Source organism: Chromohalobacter sp. 296-RDG (genome assembly GCF_029889885.1).
In the GTDB taxonomy this organism is placed as follows: Bacteria; Pseudomonadota; Gammaproteobacteria; order Pseudomonadales; family Halomonadaceae; genus Chromohalobacter.
Map to the genome: position 1 here is coordinate 90,897 of NZ_JARANY010000008.1, position 13,032 is coordinate 103,928.

Genomic DNA, 13,032 nt, shown 5'->3' on the forward strand with positions numbered 1-13,032 from the left:
TATCGCCCTCAGATCGTGGCAAGGAGCACCGCATGGCCGACATCGACGACACCCTGCAACGCGTCTTCGGCTACGCCGACTTTCGCCCCGGCCAACGCCAGGTGGTCGAGGCCGTGACCCAGGGACGCTCGGCGGCGGCAATCTTTCCCACCGGGTCCGGCAAATCGCTGTGCTATCAATTGCCAGCCCTGCATCTGCCTCACCTGACGCTGGTGGTCTCACCGCTGCTCGCGCTGATGCAGGATCAGCTCGACTTCCTGGCGCGTCATGGCATCGCCGCCGCAAGTCTTGATTCACGCCAGAGCCGTGAGGAAGCCTCCGCCGTGATGCGTGGCGTCAAGCAGGGCGAGATCCGCATCCTCATGGTCTCGGTGGAGCGACTCAAGAACGAACGTTTTCGTCACTTCCTGCGCCAGGTGCCGGTGTCGCTGCTGGTCGTCGACGAGGCGCACTGTCTCTCCGAATGGGGCCACAACTTTCGCTCCGATTACCTCAAGCTGCCCGCCTATCAGCGCGAATTCGCCATTCCTCAGGCGCTGCTGCTCACTGCTACGGCAACGCCCCGCGTCATCGAAGATATGCGTGAGAACTTCGCCATCGCCACTGATGACGTCGCCGCCACCGGATTCTATCGTCCTAATCTCGACTTGCAGGTGCAGCCCACCGCCGCCGATCAACGTTCTCGCACCCTGGCCGAGTGGCTCGGCCCGCGCCTGGCGCAGACACCGGCACAACCAAGCATCGTGTATGTCACTTTGCAGAAGACCGCCGAGCGACTGGCCGCTTATCTCGGCAAGGCGGGCATCGACGCGCGGGCGTATCACGCCGGCCTCGACAGCGAGACCCGCGATACGCTGCAACAGGCCTTCATGCGCGGCGAGATAAATTGCATCGTCGCCACCATCGCCTTCGGCATGGGCATCGACAAGGCCGATATCCGCAACGTAGTGCATTTCGACTTGCCCAAGTCGATCGAGAACTACAGCCAGGAGATCGGCCGCGCCGGGCGCGATAACCAACCGTCCCAGTGCCTGATGCTCGGCGGACGCGACGCCCTCGGGGCGCTGGAAAATTTCGTCTACGGCGATACGCCGGAACGCGACGGTATCGAACGAGTGCTGCGCGACATCAATGACGCCGCGCCCCACGGTCAGTGGGAAGTCCGTTTAAACGCACTCTCGCAGCACAGCAACATTCGGCCACTACCACTCAAGACGCTATTGGTGCAGCTCGAACTCGAAGGCATCATCGCGCCGCGCTATGCCTATTTCGCCGAGTACCGTTTCAAGTATCTGCTCGATCCGTCGGCGCTGATCGAGCGTTTCAGCGGCGAGCGTCGCGACTTCGTCGCCGCGTTGATTGACGCCTCACCGCGCGCGCGGACCTGGTGCGAGCTGGATCAAAATGCACTGGCGACTCTCGGCGCCGAGCGCGGACTCGATACCTCGCGAAGCCGCGTCATCAGTGCGCTGGAGTATTTCAACGACCAAGGGTTCATTCAGCTCGAAAGCAAGCAGATGACCGAGGTCTACGCCGTGCTCGTCCCCGAGATCGATATTGCCGCGCTGGCCGAGCGGCTTACGACGTACTTCCAACGCAAGGAGCGCGCCGAGATCGAGCGCCTGCAGGCCATGCTGGCGCTATTCGAGTCGACGACCTGTCTCAGCCGGCGCCTGGCCGACTATTTCGGTGACGCCAATGCGCCCGAGCACTGCGGTCATTGCTCGGTGTGTCGCGGCCATATCGCGCAGTGGCCCACGGAGACGCCACGTGCACCGCTCGAGCCGCACCAGGTGGCCGCGCTATGTGCGCCTTTGCATGAACGACTGACCGCCTTATCCGATGCACCGCCGCCCAGCGACGCGCTATTCACACGCTTTCTCGCGGGGCTCACCAATCCCGTGCTGACGCGACTCAAGGCACGCCAGCTCGAAGGGTTCGCAGCGCTGGAAGACTGGCCCTACCCGGAGATCCACGCGGCCGTGAAGGCTATATCTTCGAGCGAAGCGTAAATCACGCGCCGTTGCGGTAGGCCTGCCCCGGCGCTGGCTTCTACACTGATAGAAATCACTCGAAGGAGGCGAAGAACACCATGAGCGAGCTTGCCGAACTGAAATGCGAAGCCTGCAGTGCCGACGCCCCCACCGTCAGCGAAGGGGAAATGCATAGTCTCGGCGCCGAGATTCCCGAGTGGCGGATCGTGGAGCGCGATGGCATCATGCAATTGGAACGTGAGTTCACGTTCCGCAACTTCAAGCAGGCCCTGGCGTTCACCAATCAGGTGGGCGATATCGCCGAGGCAGAAGGTCATCACCCGGCGCTGACCACCGAATGGGGCAAGGTCACCGTTACCTGGTGGTCGCACAAGATCAAGGGCTTGCACCAAAACGATTTCATCATGGCCGCCAGAACCGACGAGGTAGCGCAGTCCAATGTTCGAGCAGATTGAACGCGTACCCGGGGATGCCATCCTCGGACTTATTGAAGCCTTCAAGAAGGATCCCAACCCCCAGAAAGTCGACCTGGGGGTCGGCGTTTACCGTGACGCGCACGGCAATACGCCCGTCATGCGGGCCGTCAAGGAGGCCGAGGAGCGGCTGCTGAACAACGAGACGACCAAGAGCTATATCGGCTCGCACGGCGATCCGCGTTACGGCCAGGCGGTACTCGAACTGGTCCTGGGGACAGATTCACCGGTACTGGCCGCTAACCGCGCCAGTGCCACGCAGTCTCCCGGCGGCACGGGGGCATTGCGCCTGGCGGCGGACTTCATCAAGTCGCAACTGCCCGGCAAGAGCATCTGGGTCTCCGATCCGACATGGCCCAACCACCTGGGCATCTTTCACGCGGCAGGCGTCGAGCTGAAGAAGTATCCGTACGTGGACGCCGATAACCGTCTCGATTTCGACGGTATGCTGGGCGCCCTGCAGCAGATTCCCGAAGGCGATGTGGTACTGCTGCATGCCTGCTGTCACAATCCCTCGGGCTTCGATCTATCACGCGAGCAATGGCAACGCGTGCTGGAAGTCGTGCGCGAGCGGCGTCTACTGCCACTGGTCGACTTTGCCTATCAAGGCTTCGGCGATGGCCTCGATGCCGACGCCTACGGCCCGCGCCTGCTGGCCGAAAACCTCGATGAAGTGATGATCACCAGTTCCTGCTCCAAGAACTTCGGGGTCTATCGCGAACGTACCGGCTGCATGATCATGATCGCCCGCGATGGCGAGCAGATGGAAAACGTCCGCTCGCAGATGGCCATCGTCGCCCGCGAAAACTACTCCAACCCGCCGGCCCATGGCGGCGCAGTGGTCGCCGAGATTCTCAACGACGAGGCACTTGCCAACATGTGGCGTGAGGAACTCACCGAGATGCGTGACCGCATCAACGGGCTACGGCAAGATTTCGTGGAGGCGCTCGAGCCTTATGGACTGGACGAGCGGTTCGCCTTCATCGCCGAGCAGCGTGGCATGTTCTCCTATACTGGACTGAATCCGGCACAGGTTGACCGTCTGCGCGACGAGTTCGGCATCTACATGGTGCGCTCCGGTCGGGCCAACGTTGCCGGTCTGGCGCAGGAAAATCTGCCCTACGTGGCCAAGGCCATCGCCACCGTCGTCGGCTGATAAAAAGCCCTGACACGCACAACGCATAAACGCCCGCCATGCTCACGCATGACGGGCGTTTTATTTTGCGCTTACTTCTTTACGCTCACTAATCCTGAGCGTCGGGTAGCGTGTCCGAGCCGACTTCATCGCGGAATGCCTCCCGCGTCACCTCGCCCTCATCGCTCTCGAGTCGTTGAAAGAGCTCGAGTCGGTCGGCCTGACGTGCCTCTTCTTCACTGAGCATGCCATCCTCATCGACATCCAACTGATCGAAGGTCACCGCGTTACGGCGCTGATCGAGCGGCGTTTGCGCACCTCCCTGACCAAAGCTGGCATCCTCATCGCTGACGCCTGTTGCCTTCTCACTGACCTCGCCCGCCTCGGTCGCTTGGCCTTTCTGGTCCTCGGGCGGCGCAGCCTCGTCCTGGGCGAGTACCGACCCACTCACTAGCACAGAACCGCTCAATAACAACGCCAACATGCCGGCGCTCCCGACACGCCAGCCAGCGCGAATCGTCATCGCTGTCTCCTCAATGGCTCTCATTACATTCCAGGGCACCCGCCGCCCGCGGCGGACCGGGTCTGATGCGAGCATTGGACAAGCGATGCACGCGGGGATTCCCTACCTACTTGGGATCACTCAGCGTAACGCGCCACACCCAACCCCTGGGTATCGTTTTCCGGGCGACAGCCAGCCCAGAACTCAGCCTTGGCCATACCGCCACCTTCCGGCAAGATATCACGCATCAATTGCCATTGACCGCCATGCGCTGCGTCAGGGAACGCCGGAAAATGCCCCAGGCAAGACCGCCTGCCAGCACGTTGCCCAACGCGGCTCCCCAGGCGACACCAAAAATGCCCGACAGCCAGGCCCCCACCGCCAGGCATGGCAAGTAACACACGAACAAGCGCATGAAGGACAGCAGCATGGCGCGTACCGGCCAGCCAAGGGCATTGGAGGCGGATACCACCAGCATGCAAAGGCCCAGCAAGCTATAGCTGGGTAGCAGCCAGCGTATCAAGGTCGCGAGTTCATCGCGTATTTCCGGATTGCCCGACAGAGCGACCGCAACCCAGGGTGCCGCCAGTGCCATGACACACCCCAGCCCCAGTTGCCAGACCACCGCCGTACGCGCCGCCAGCTTCATCAAGGCATCGATGCGCAACCAATCGCCGGCGCCGTAACAACGCCCCAGCCAGGGCGGCAGTGACATAGTCAGCGCCAGCACCACCATCAACGAAAGCGTTTCCAGGCGACTCGCCAATCCCCAGGCCGCGACAGCCGTCTCCCCCAGATCGGCCACGATCGAGGTCGCCAGCATCGCCGAGAGTGGCGGCATCAACTGACTGATCATCGCAGGCCCGGCGATCGTCATGAACGGCACGGCCGAGGCACGCATTTCGACGCGCAACCCATGCCGCGCCAGCCAGTCGTGGGCACGTAGACGTGTCACCAGGAACCAGATGCCGATGGCAAACGCCAACGCTGTCGCCCAGGCCGCACCAGGCAGCCCCCAGCCCGACCAGTCGCCGATGCCAAAAATCAACAGCGGATCGAGGACCAGATTGATCAGGCTGGTCAGTACCATGAGTTTTCCGGGCAAGCGCGTGTCGCCATGTGCCCGGAACAGGCTATAGCCGAAATACAGCACCGCCCCCAGCCAGTTGGCCACCAACTGCGGCCCCCAGTAGGCGCGAATCAGCTCACGCGTGGGGGCATCAGCCCCCAGCAGCGTGAAGATCGGCGTCTGCGCGGCCCACATGATCAGCATCAGCAGGGCCATCAATGCGCTTCCACCGACCAGCACAAGGCTGCCCATACGCCTGGCACGCGCTGTATCGCCAGCGCCTAGAGTGCGTGAAATCAGCGCCGCGATGGCAATCCCCAGACCTACCTGCACGCCGATGATCAGAAACGACAGTGGGAAGGTGAAGGATTGTGCCGCGAGCGGCTGAGTGCCCAAACGGGCGATGAAAGCACTATCGACGAGCTGGAAGCCCAGCAGCGAGAGCACGCCGATAGCCATGGGCCAGGTCTGCTGCCACAGTTGGCGACGTAGCGAGGACATGGATTCCGTCACGGAAACCTCATTGCGAATCAACGATCAAGATATCAAATAGGGCGCCCCCGGCATCGGTCGATACCGAGGGCGACTAGATTAGCAGAAAGCGCCTTCATGGGTGATGACGCTTCAGGCGTCCCACTGGGGAGCAAAATCCGGATTGGCGATACGTTCGCCGCGATCGAGCGCATCGATACGCGCCATCTCGTCGGCACTCAGTGTGATCTGCATGGCGTCGAGGTTCGATTGCTGGTGCCCGGGCTTCGTGGACGACGGGATCACCACGATGTCGCGCGCCACCACCCACGCCAGCGCGATCTGCGCCGGACTCACCCCGTGCGCCTCGGCAATTTCCTTGAGCACGGGCTCGTCCATCACCTTACCCACCGCTAGCGGCATATAACCGGTAACCTGCAAGCCCTGCGCCTGGCAATACGCAACCACGGTGCGGTTGGCCAGGAAGGGATGCACTTCGATCTGGTTGGTGATCAGGTGCTCGCCTCCGGGCACCGAGAGCGCCAGGTCGAGCTGCGCCACCGTGAAGTTGGAGACGCCAATCTCACGCGTAAGGCCTTTCTCGCGCGCCTGGTTCAAGGCGCCGATATAATCGGCCATCGGGACCTCGTCGTCGGGCGACGGCCAATGCACCAAAGCCAGGTCGACGTATTCAACGCCGAGCTTCCGGCAACTCTCTTCGAAGCTTTCCAGCAATGCCTGCGGCTGCAATCGATCCCACCACACCTTGGTGGTCAGGAAGATCTCGTCGCGGGGAACATCGCTTTGCTTGAGCGCCTCGCCCACGGCGCGTTCGTTATCGTAGAACTGAGCGGTATCGATATGCCGGTAACCGAGTGACAGCGCTGACATGACCGAGTCGATAACGTCTTGGTCCTTGAGACGAAAGGTGCCCAGACCAATGCGGGGCAACGTGCGTTGGTTCAGCATGGTGACTCCTTGTCAGATGGCAAAAGACAGCAAAGACCTAGTTACAAGATGAAACATGGTGCCAGGCAATCTGTCATACTCCTGCATGAGTTGGGGACCGTTAAATTGACTTTCAACACCTTCCTCACGCTAGATCGCCGTTGAGATTGGCCATTGCCTCCCCTTATTACCAACCTCGACTCAACGTGAATCGCCCCGCACGAGGCGGGGCGATTCAGGCTGTCCGAGCATGCGTGACGAATTACTGGCGGATACCTTCAACCACCAGGTGCATGTCAACGGTGGAAGCCGTCGGACCCAACTTGCTGGTATCGATACCGAAGTCAGACAACGTCAACGTCGTTTCCCCTTCGAAACCATTGCGATATCCGCCCCAGGGATCGTCACCACCGCCGATATGGTCGACCTCGATGGTAATCGGCTGCGTTTCGCCATGCAGCGTCAGGTTGCCGGACAGTTCGCCCTCACCGTCACCGGTCGATTCGAATCCCGTGGACTCGAACGTCGCGGTGGGATACTCCGAGGCGTTGAGGAAGTCGTCGCTCAAGATGTGCTTGTCGCGTTCGGCATGCGCCGTATGGAGACTGCTCACGTCTACCTCGACATTGGCGCTGGAAGCTTCTGGGGCGTCGGGGTCATAACTGAACGTCCCCGTGAAATCATCGAAGGTGCCCAGCACATAGGAATAGCCCAAATGGCTGATCTTGAACTCAATGAAGGCATGCTGCCCTTCGCTATCGATCTTGTAATCGGCAGCGTTGGCCTGGGCCATGGGCAACAGTACGGCAGCGCCGAGAGCAGCACTGGTAGCGGTCTTGAGTAGCGATTTCGAGAACATCGTCATCTCCTAGGATGAAGGATTTAAGTACTTAAGTGGCGGCAAATCGCCACGGATGTAAAACTCATTGGCGTCGAGAGCCTCCGGGCCACCACATGCGACGCAACGTGTCCCGGCGATCGAGAATATGATGCTTGAGCGCAGCCAGCGTGTGGCCCACGGCCAGCACGACCAGTGCCCAAGCTGCGTACCAGTGCACCTCCCCCGCCAGGGTCGCCTGTCGGGGCAAATCGCTGAGCAGTGCCGGCACTTCGAAGGCACCGAACACACTGATACCTTGGCCTTCGGCAGTGGAGATCAAGTAGCCACTGACCATCACCGTCAACAGCAAGACGTAGAGGAGCCCATGGCCGGCATGCGCCAACACCCGCTCCCAAGACACGCCATGTGCCTCGGGCGTGGGCTGCATCAAGCGCCATGCCAACCGCAGCAGCGTCAAACCCAGTAGCGTCAGGCCCAGTGACTTGTGCCACCATGGCCCCAATTGATACCAGCGATCATAATAACCAAGACCGGTCATCCACCAGCCAAGTACGAAGAGTGACACGACCAGCACGGCACTCAGCCAATGCAGGAGAATGCTGGGCACCCCCCAGCCGTGTACCGAATTACGCCACATGCGTTTCTCTCCACCCATCATGCCTTCAGCATAATGGCTATCGCGCATCACGCCAGGACGTATCGAGGAAAGGCATCATTAACCAAAAAGAAATAATGGCTCGCCAAGGCGAGCCATTATAAGAGAAGTGTGCAAGGCTCGAGGGTCGTGTCAGCCTGTCAGTGCCTCCAGCAGCAATTTAGCCGTTGGCGCGCTGGAGGCCGGATTCTGACCGGTGATCAACAGGCCATCGCGCAGTTGGAAAGCGTCGAAATCCGCGTCGGCGCGCTCATAGTGGCCACCCTTTGCCTTCAAAGCGTCTTCCACTAGCAACGGCACGACATCGGTCAGCCCCACGGCATCTTCTTCGCTGTTCGAGAACCCAGTGACACGATGACCCTTGACCACAGACTGGCCATCGGGACTTTGTGCATGCACCAACACGGCGGGTGCATGGCAGACTGCGCTGACAGGCTTATGGGCCACGAGGAAGTCGTGGATCAACTGCTGGGAATGGCGATCTTGCGTCAAATCCCACAGCGGGCCATGGCCCCCGGGGTAGAAAACAGCATCGTAGTCATCGGCGCGCACCTCGGCCAGCTTACGCGTATTAGCCAACTGCGCCTTGGCCTCGCTATCCGCCTCGAAGCGGCGCGTTTCCTCGGTCAGCGCATCGGGCTGCGTGGAGGTGGGATCAATGGGCGGCTGACCACCCTGCGGCGAGGCCAGCGTCACCTCGACACCCGCATCCTTGAACACGTAGTACGGCGCGACGAACTCTTCGAGCCAGAAGCCGGTGGCATGGCCGGTATCGCCCATGCGATCGTGCGACGTCAGCACCATCAGAATCTTCATGCGAACCTCCTTGGGTAAGCGACGTTCATGTCGATACCCATGACGTGGAGACATCCAGGCGGACTTCAAGACGTCGCCGCACCAAGTGCCCTACTCGATCGCCACCTCTACCTCATAGCCACCAAACTTGCGCAGATTGATGACACCGGTATCGAAGATCAGGTACTGCCCCTTGAGTCCCATCAAACGGCCGCTGACCTCAGGGGACTTATCGAAATTGTGCGACACTACCTTGCCGGGAAATTCCAGGACGGGATAGTACAACTCGACCGGGGTCGCCGCCAGCGTGCCAATCGCCTGCTCGCCAACGCGTTGTTTGAGTGCCGCCAGCTCCTGATCGAGCACTTCCAGGAGGCGGTCTCGTTCGGCGAGCAAGTCTAGCGGCGCCACGTCACCTTTCAGCATTGCACGCCAATTGGTGCGATCGCCCACCACCTGCTTGAACAAGGTTTCGACCAACCCCGACTGCAAACGGTTGTCGACCTCGAGAATCGGCAGCGCCTGCATCGCCCCTTGATCGAGCCAGCGTGTAGGCAATTGCGTCTTGCGCGTGATGCCGACCTTGAGCCCCGACGAATTGGCCAGGTAGACCACGTGCGGCTGAAAACAATGCTGCTCGCCCCATGCCGGTTCGCGACACGTACCCGCATGATAGTGGCAGGTTTCCGGCTTGACGATGCAGGTGTCACACTGGGCAAGCGACTTGAAACAAGGGTAGCAATAGCCTTGGGCAAAACTCTTGCGCGTGGCGCGTCCACAATGCACGCAGTGGATGGCGCCGGTATGCACGAGTCGCAACGAGGCGCCCAGATGCGCATTGAGACCAACGCGCTGCTCGCCGGCCCGCAGGGTGTATTGCGCCGGTGTCTGCGCATCGCTGGGCGCAATCTCCATCTTGCGCAGGGGGCCGCGCGCGGCACTGACATCCGCCACGCTGAACAGATCGCTCATCGGCTCATCCACTTGATGGTATCGGACTCGCCGGCTCCATCGTCAGTGCCGCCACCGCCGCGCTCGATATAGCCCACACGCTCGTTCTCGGGGATATCGTGGGCGACTTCGTATTTCATCACCGCCTCGAGACACAGCTCGGTCTGCTCTTCGCTCAGGCGCTGTCCATCCGGCCATTTACGCAGTGCGACCGCCTGCTTGAAGCTGTCGTACATGGCGGGTGTCATCTGCGCCACCATCTTGTCGAAGGTCATGTCACTCACTAACGCTCTCCTCTTGCGGCACGTCCACCGGCCCACCATCCACCGACCAGCCCGACCAACAGACCGCCCAGGTGCGCCTCATTGGCGACGTTGCCGAATCCAAACAAGCTCGCCATGTCGGTCATGGTGAAGACCATCCAGGCAAGCATGAACACCACCAGCATTTGGGGCACGAAAAATCCGCTTCCCGGGGCCCGACGGGCCATCAGCCAGACATATCCCAGCAAGGCATAATCGACCCCGGACATGCCGCCGAACAGCACGGTCCCCGTGGCGTATTGCGCCAGGTTGGAGACGAGTGCCGCCACGACGGCGAGCATGATAAGGCGTACGGGGCCTTGCAGGGCTTCGACCTGGCGCCCGAAATACCATAACCACAGCATGTTGAAGACCAGATGCATCCAGCCGAAATGCATCAACGCCGGCGACAGCAAGCGCCATACCTGACCGCTTGCCAGGGAATCGCCCAGGGTGCTGACCGTCAGGCTTCCGGACACGGCATCGACGGGCACGAAGGTCAGTGCAGCGACCACACGGTCACCGAACAATGCCATCAAGGCGAAGACCACCACACACAATGCCATCAAGACAGCCGCCAGCGGTGCCTGAGTAAAGGCACTGCCAAGCATGCCGGGCGATCGGCTTTTCGTGGCCTGAGAGGGACGCTCGACCAACTCGCCACGATGCCATTGCTCGATCAAGTGTGCCGCCTCATCACGCTGACGCGGATCGGCCAGCCACAGCACCTGAATCGTCTCCTCCTCGGTCACCTGATGGCCGATACGATGCGCCCACAACGCTCGACGCAGTGCGACGATATCCTGTTGACGAGGCAATTCCAGCAGTTTGTACATGGGCGGGGTCCCTTTCAGTACCGCAGACGAGCGCACAAAAGAAAAAGTCCGGCGGAGGGGGCCGCCGGACAAGAGCAAGGGATCATTCAAGGGAACACTTACTCTGACGACGCCCCACCGCGATGAGTTCCCGGTGCAACGAAATTTTTTTCAACTTTTTTTGCCCCTCATGCCAGCGCGATGTCATCGGGCGCCGGAGGAGCCGACCCCTCACGCGCCACATCGACCCACACGAAGCGATTGGCATCCAGGCGCTGCTCACCTTCCCAGCGATAGGCCACCAGACGCCCGTATTTCACGGCGCTGTAATCGAGACAGGCAATGTTCGGCGCCGGTAGCGCCGGAACCCCCTCGCACCAATAGTGGCCAATGAATAGCGGCGACTCCTCCGGTCCGTAATACGGCAGTCGCTGTCGCTCCTCAGCGCTCAAGGGCTGGTTCTCGAGATCGTCGGGAAGGTTATCGGGCTGGAAGACCACATCGCCATAGGTCAACGGCTCACGTGCCCAGAAATGAGCACGGAAGGTGGTGCGCGTGAAACCATCGCCGGAATGGATTCGCAAGCCCGCCGGAAGCGGCAGTGAGGGGCCTCGCGTCAGCCGATCCATGACGCGAAAGGCGAATGTTCCCGGGCACGCCGAATCGTAAAAGAAATCCTCGCTCATGCGACCATCGGGACACTGCGCCAGAAATGGCGTGATGAGGTCGCGGTCCCAGCAGGCATGCACGGCCCGTAGTCCATCACGTTCGAGGCACAACGGCATCGTCATGAACCAGTCCAGATGTGACTGCCACTCCTGAGGATGATCGCGAAACTGGGCCAGCGTCTCATTGATGACGCGATTGTGTCGCGGCGAATGCTCGCGTAGCCACTCTCCCGCCCATTCCAGCGGCGCCCGGCGACTATACGCCAGGGCATTGTATTCGTGATTGCCCATCACGATATCCGCCTCGCCCGCCTCGACCATGTCACGCGCGATATTCAGCGCCAGTCGAATGCGCGGGCCGCGATCGATCAAATCGCCCAGAAAGATGACTCGACGACGCGGATGACGATACACGCCTTCTCGGTAGCGATAGCCAAGCTTCTCCAGCAACACCGCCAGCGAGGCGCCACACCCATGCACATCGCCGATCAAATCGTAGCCATCGAGGTCGTTTCGAGCCAGTGTCATGTCACTCCCCCATCCGGCTGCTCCAGCCGAGCTTGGTGCGACAGGCCTCGAAATAGTTGTGCCCATGCGGATGAAGGAGCGTCAGCCGTTCTCGCTTGCGGCGCACGACCAGGCGGTCACCGGGCTTAGACACCACCTGGGTCTGGCCGTCACAACTGACATGCGGATACGCGTGGTTGGTTTCTCCGATATGCACCGTGATCTCGCTGGCCGCATCGATGACGATCGGCCGGCTCGACAACGTATGCGGAAACATCGGCACCAGCGTGATGGCCTCGAGCCGGGGATGCACGATCGGACCGCCTCCCGACAAGGCATAAGCGGTGGAGCCGGTCGGCGTGGCGATGATCAACCCATCGCTACGTTGGCTGTAGACGAACTGGCCGTCGATGAACAGCTCGAATTCGATCATCCGCGCGGCCTTGCCGGGATGGATGACGACATCGTTGAGTCCCGAGGCCATGCCGACCCGTTCGCCGGCGCGAAACACTTCCGCCTCCAACAGGAAGCGGCGCTCGCTCTCGAAGTGCCCATCGAGCACTTCGCCGATTCGCTCTTCGACTTCATCCGGCGAGATATCGGTGAGAAAGCCCAGCCTTCCCCGATTGATGCCCACTACCGGCGTCCCCGTGTCGCACAACGTCCGCGCGGCGCCCAACAGACTGCCATCACCGCCAACCACGATCGCCAAGTCACAGTGCTCACCCAGTTGGCGACGGCTCGCCTCGGGATAACCATGATCGGGCAAGACCGTGGCGGTGCGTTCCTCGACGATCACATGGAGTTGGCGAGCGTCGAGAAAGCGGAGCAACCGCTTGAGCGTCTCTACCGCGTTGGGATTGCCCAATCGCCCGATCAGGCCAATGGTCTTGAATGGCTGCATGT

At 61.1% G+C, this 13,032-nt stretch carries 14 protein-coding genes; 3 read left to right on the plus strand and 11 right to left on the minus strand.

Translation table 11 applies throughout. The annotated features are described in order from the left end of the window. Nucleotides 1-32: 32 nt before the first annotated feature. From OP495_RS05430 to OP495_RS05440, 3 genes are all read left to right on the plus strand, one after another. Nucleotides 33-2,012: a RecQ family ATP-dependent DNA helicase gene (locus OP495_RS05430; RefSeq protein ID WP_280567711.1), complete on the plus strand. Its 1,980-nt coding sequence runs from the start codon at nt 33-35 to the stop codon at nt 2,010-2,012. Nucleotides 2,013-2,092: 80 nt separating this feature from the next. Beyond that, nucleotides 2,093-2,449, plus strand: a complete 357-nt coding sequence (locus tag OP495_RS05435) for a 4a-hydroxytetrahydrobiopterin dehydratase (protein WP_280567714.1) — start codon at nt 2,093-2,095, stop codon at nt 2,447-2,449. Next, on the plus strand, nt 2,433-3,623 hold the full coding sequence (locus OP495_RS05440; RefSeq protein WP_280567717.1) for an amino acid aminotransferase: 1,191 nt from the start codon (nt 2,433-2,435) through the stop codon (nt 3,621-3,623). Before OP495_RS05435 ends, OP495_RS05440 begins: the two co-directional genes overlap by 17 nt. Before the next feature lie 88 nt (nt 3,624-3,711). Here the strand turns inward: OP495_RS05440 and OP495_RS05445 are convergent, their stop codons facing one another. From OP495_RS05445 to OP495_RS05495, 11 genes are all read right to left on the minus strand, one after another. Beyond that, nucleotides 3,712-4,125 carry a hypothetical protein gene (locus tag OP495_RS05445; RefSeq protein WP_280561513.1) on the minus strand — a complete coding sequence of 138 codons (414 nt, stop codon included), beginning with the start codon at nt 4,123-4,125 and terminating at the stop codon, nt 3,712-3,714. A gap of 226 nt (nt 4,126-4,351) precedes the next feature. Further along, the gene (locus tag OP495_RS05450; protein ID WP_280567736.1) at nt 4,352-5,674 is read right to left on the minus strand and encodes an MATE family efflux transporter; all 1,323 of its coding nucleotides are present in this window, start codon (nt 5,672-5,674) and stop codon (nt 4,352-4,354) included. A 123-nt stretch (nt 5,675-5,797) separates the two neighbouring features. After that, complete coding sequence (dkgB, locus tag OP495_RS05455) at nt 5,798-6,613, minus strand: 2,5-didehydrogluconate reductase DkgB (RefSeq protein ID WP_280567719.1); 816 nt, start codon at nt 6,611-6,613, stop codon at nt 5,798-5,800. Nucleotides 6,614-6,854: 241 nt separating this feature from the next. After that, on the minus strand, nt 6,855-7,451 hold the full coding sequence (locus OP495_RS05460) for a YceI family protein (protein WP_280561516.1): 597 nt from the start codon (nt 7,449-7,451) through the stop codon (nt 6,855-6,857). Between the two features lie 64 nt (nt 7,452-7,515). Continuing rightward, nucleotides 7,516-8,070, minus strand: a complete 555-nt coding sequence (locus tag OP495_RS05465) for a cytochrome b (protein ID WP_280567721.1) — start codon at nt 8,068-8,070, stop codon at nt 7,516-7,518. A gap of 150 nt (nt 8,071-8,220) precedes the next feature. Then, nucleotides 8,221-8,904 carry a type 1 glutamine amidotransferase domain-containing protein gene (locus tag OP495_RS05470; RefSeq protein ID WP_280567723.1) on the minus strand — a complete coding sequence of 228 codons (684 nt, stop codon included), beginning with the start codon at nt 8,902-8,904 and terminating at the stop codon, nt 8,221-8,223. 90 nt (nt 8,905-8,994) lie between these two features. Next, a complete protein-coding gene (locus OP495_RS05475) occupies nt 8,995-9,855 on the minus strand; it encodes a DUF2797 domain-containing protein (protein WP_280567725.1) in 861 nt (286 codons plus the stop codon). Further along, on the minus strand, nt 9,852-10,118 hold the full coding sequence (locus OP495_RS05480) for a DUF1315 family protein (protein ID WP_280567727.1): 267 nt from the start codon (nt 10,116-10,118) through the stop codon (nt 9,852-9,854). The genes OP495_RS05475 and OP495_RS05480 overlap by 4 nt, the downstream gene beginning before the upstream one ends. Further along, nucleotides 10,118-10,972: a rhomboid family intramembrane serine protease gene (locus OP495_RS05485; RefSeq protein ID WP_280567729.1), complete on the minus strand. Its 855-nt coding sequence runs from the start codon at nt 10,970-10,972 to the stop codon at nt 10,118-10,120. The genes OP495_RS05480 and OP495_RS05485 overlap by 1 nt, the downstream gene beginning before the upstream one ends. Before the next feature lie 167 nt (nt 10,973-11,139). After that, nucleotides 11,140-12,147, minus strand: coding sequence for a metallophosphoesterase (locus tag OP495_RS05490; RefSeq protein ID WP_280567731.1), 1,008 nt, complete (start codon nt 12,145-12,147; stop codon nt 11,140-11,142). Nucleotide 12,148: 1 nt separating this feature from the next. Beyond that, nucleotides 12,149-13,030: an NAD(+) kinase gene (locus tag OP495_RS05495; protein ID WP_280567734.1), complete on the minus strand. Its 882-nt coding sequence runs from the start codon at nt 13,028-13,030 to the stop codon at nt 12,149-12,151. Nucleotides 13,031-13,032: the final 2 nt, after the last annotated feature.

What these genes read in the sequence shown, in the direction of transcription:
- OP495_RS05430 (WP_280567711.1), top strand. Translation starts at nt 33, where the DNA reads ATGGCCGACATCGACGACACCCTGCAACGCGTCTTCGGCTACGCCGAC.
- OP495_RS05435 (WP_280567714.1), top strand. Translation starts at nt 2,093, where the DNA reads ATGAGCGAGCTTGCCGAACTGAAATGCGAAGCCTGCAGTGCCGACGCC.
- OP495_RS05440 (WP_280567717.1), top strand. Translation starts at nt 2,433, where the DNA reads ATGTTCGAGCAGATTGAACGCGTACCCGGGGATGCCATCCTCGGACTT.
- OP495_RS05445 (WP_280561513.1), bottom strand. Translation starts at nt 4,125, where the DNA reads ATGACGATTCGCGCTGGCTGGCGTGTCGGGAGCGCCGGCATGTTGGCG.
- OP495_RS05450 (WP_280567736.1), bottom strand. Translation starts at nt 5,674, where the DNA reads ATGTCCTCGCTACGTCGCCAACTGTGGCAGCAGACCTGGCCCATGGCT.
- dkgB (WP_280567719.1), bottom strand. Translation starts at nt 6,613, where the DNA reads ATGCTGAACCAACGCACGTTGCCCCGCATTGGTCTGGGCACCTTTCGT.
- OP495_RS05460 (WP_280561516.1), bottom strand. Translation starts at nt 7,451, where the DNA reads ATGTTCTCGAAATCGCTACTCAAGACCGCTACCAGTGCTGCTCTCGGC.
- OP495_RS05465 (WP_280567721.1), bottom strand. Translation starts at nt 8,070, where the DNA reads ATGTGGCGTAATTCGGTACACGGCTGGGGGGTGCCCAGCATTCTCCTG.
- OP495_RS05470 (WP_280567723.1), bottom strand. Translation starts at nt 8,904, where the DNA reads ATGAAGATTCTGATGGTGCTGACGTCGCACGATCGCATGGGCGATACC.
- OP495_RS05475 (WP_280567725.1), bottom strand. Translation starts at nt 9,855, where the DNA reads ATGAGCGATCTGTTCAGCGTGGCGGATGTCAGTGCCGCGCGCGGCCCC.
- OP495_RS05485 (WP_280567729.1), bottom strand. Translation starts at nt 10,972, where the DNA reads ATGTACAAACTGCTGGAATTGCCTCGTCAACAGGATATCGTCGCACTG.
- OP495_RS05490 (WP_280567731.1), bottom strand. Translation starts at nt 12,147, where the DNA reads ATGACACTGGCTCGAAACGACCTCGATGGCTACGATTTGATCGGCGAT.
- OP495_RS05495 (WP_280567734.1), bottom strand. Translation starts at nt 13,030, where the DNA reads ATGCAGCCATTCAAGACCATTGGCCTGATCGGGCGATTGGGCAATCCC.